General features: G+C 44.6%; 1 protein-coding gene. It reads left to right on the forward strand.

From position 1 onward, the window contains the following. On the forward strand, positions 1-525 hold a 525-nt coding region (locus IRZ99_RS21120), incomplete at both ends, for a hypothetical protein (RefSeq protein WP_370527675.1).

Consider the following 525-nt stretch of genomic DNA (forward strand, 5'->3'; position numbering starts at 1 on the left):
TTCAACAGGGGTAACACAAACTAATGGTAATGTTACAGCTCCACAAGGAAGTTATACAATAAAAGCAACACTTGGATCTTGCAGTTCATCAGATTCAGTTGCGGCGGTTGTAAACGCTCAGCCTTCAACACCTGCGGTGCCAACACTAAGTGCTGTGACCCAGCCAACGTGTACAACGGCAACAGGAAGTTTTACAATTGACAATTACAATGCAGCTTACACTTATACGATAACGCCATCCACAGGGGTAACACAAACTAATGGAAATGTTACAGCTCCAGAAGGGAGTTATACAATAAAAGCAACACTGGGATCTTGCAGTTCATCAGATTCAATTGCAGCGGTTGTAAGCGCTCAGCCTTCAACACCTGCAGTGCCAACACTAAGTGCTGTGACCCAGCCAACGTGTACAACGGCAACAGGAAGTTTTACTATTGACAATTACAATGCGGCTTATACTTATACGATAACGCCATCCACAGGGGTAACACAAACTAATGGTACTGTTACGGCTCCGGAAGGAAG

Source organism: Flavobacterium sp. LC2016-12, from assembly GCF_015351595.1.
Classification (GTDB): Bacteria; Bacteroidota; Bacteroidia; order Flavobacteriales; family Flavobacteriaceae; genus Flavobacterium.